Annotated in this window: 2 protein-coding genes; both read right to left on the minus strand. The window is 34.7% G+C overall.

Features of this window, described 5'->3' with window-relative positions; translation table 11 throughout:
- The coding region (locus tag ABZA26_RS13815) for a pyrimidine/purine nucleoside phosphorylase (RefSeq protein ID WP_372715076.1) at positions 1-111 on the minus strand (111 nt) is incomplete at its 3' end.
- 119 nt (positions 112-230) lie between these two features.
- Complete coding sequence (locus tag ABZA26_RS13820) at positions 231-1,601, minus strand: oxaloacetate decarboxylase subunit alpha (protein ID WP_372715075.1); 1,371 nt, start codon at positions 1,599-1,601, stop codon at positions 231-233.
- Positions 1,602-1,986: the final 385 nt, after the last annotated feature.

Raw genomic sequence — 1,986 nt, forward strand, 5'->3', positions numbered from 1 at the left:
CCCGAATTCATATTCTCCTGCTGCCATAACCCCTATAGTTGCAGGACCTTTATCTGATTTGAAAGCTACTGATTTTACCTTCCCGTCAAAATAATCATTTGTTTTAAACATTATTTACTCCCCCTTATATTTAAAGTTAACTTATTAAACCATCTTTTCAGACATTTGAAAAGAAAAAATTTAAAAGCCCCTGTTTCCAGGGGCAGTTAAATTGATTTATTTAAGTTGCTTTAAATTGCTATGATCCATTCTTCCATCTCATGCTCGGATCTTTCTTTTAGAAATTTTTTCGCATTTTCCGGGAAAAGGGCATACATAAGCACATCCTCATCTGATTTTGCAAGACTTCCTATCTCTTCTTTTATTTTTTCAAACTCAGGTGGGATATCGTCTGCAGGTCTGTAAGTTATAGGAGTAGCTCCTCCTATTATTTTTTCTTGCATCTCCTTGCTTATAGGGGCTGGAGATTTACCATAAAGACCTTTTACATAATTTTTTATCTCAGTTGGTATTACCTTGTATCTCTCTCCTAGTAGTACATTAAATACTGCTTGGGTACCTACCATTTGAGAAAGTGGAGTAACAAGCGGTGGAAATCCTAAATCTTCTCTTACTTTTGGAACCTCTGCAAGTACTTCATCATATTTATGGGTAGCACCCTGACTTTCTAGCTGTGATAAAAGGTTGGACAGCATTCCACCTGGCACTTGATAAGTAAGTGTCTTAGGCTCTACATCCATTACTTTTGCTTTCAGTATACCTTCTGATCTATATTTTTCTTTAATAGGCTTGAAATAGTCTGCTATTTCTGAAAGAAGCTGCATATCAAGTCCCGGGTCTCTTTTATCTCCCTTTAAAATATGTGAGAATACCTCTGTAGCCGGCTGGCTTGTCCCTCCTGAAAAAGGAGATATAGCTGTATCAATTATATCCACACCAGCCTCTATAGCTCTCATATACATCATAGACGCTATCCCGCTTGTACAGTGTGTATGCAGTTCTATAGGAAGAGCCGTCACCTCTTTCATCTTAGTTATCAGCTCATAGGCTGTTTCCGGCATTAAAACCCCTGCCATATCTTTTATACATATAGAGTGTGCACCGAGCTTTTCCAGTTCCTTTACTTTCTCTACATAATAATCCACAGTATGAACCTTACTGGTTGTATATGCAATAGCTCCCTGACAGTGTCCGCCGTATTTATTTATAGATTTTATTGATTGCTCCAGGTTTCTATAGTCATTAAGAGCGTCAAACACTCTTACTATATCTATTCCGTTTTTTATGGATTTTTCTATAAACTTATCCACTACGTCATCTGAATAGTGTCTGTATCCAAGAAGGTTCTGACCACGAAGAAGCATCTGAAGTTTAGTATTTTTCACTCTTTTTCTGATCTCTCTCAGCCTTTCCCATGGGTCTTCATTGAGGAATCTGATGCATGCATCAAATGTAGCTCCACCCCACATTTCAAGAGCATAATATCCTACTTTATCCATTTTTTCCAAAATAGGCAACATCTCAGATGTTTTTAGTCTTGTTGCTATTAGTGACTGGTGACCGTCTCTCAGACAGGTCTCAGTTATTTTGAGCTTTTCCATTTTTTTTCCTCCTTTCAATATACATTAAAGGTAAATTTTAAAAGTTTATTTTATCTGTAGTAGAGTTTTATTTTCATATTACTATATACTTATATTTTACATAAAAATAAATTTAAAGTCAATGATTTTTGAAGAAAATTATTCTTTTGTATTTTTTTTGGTGATTTAAATCCTTCTTTTAAAGCTTATATTTCAGTTGATTTTCTCTTTTAATTTGATTGAAATTTGACATTAAAAAAAACCATTAAAAAATGGTTTAGAGAATTCAATGAATGTCTTAAGTTCGTTTTTTCAAAATTCAATACAATTTTTCTCGCAGTTTAATTAACTCACTAAGATTTCTATCGGTGGTGCATTGGGTGCACCACCACTTACATTATAATAC

Origin of the sequence: Ilyobacter sp. (assembly GCF_041583315.1) — a bacterium.
Taxonomy (GTDB): Bacteria; Fusobacteriota; Fusobacteriia; order Fusobacteriales; family Fusobacteriaceae; genus Ilyobacter.

What these genes read in the sequence shown, in the direction of transcription:
- ABZA26_RS13820 (WP_372715075.1), bottom strand. Translation starts at nt 1,601, where the DNA reads ATGGAAAAGCTCAAAATAACTGAGACCTGTCTGAGAGACGGTCACCAG.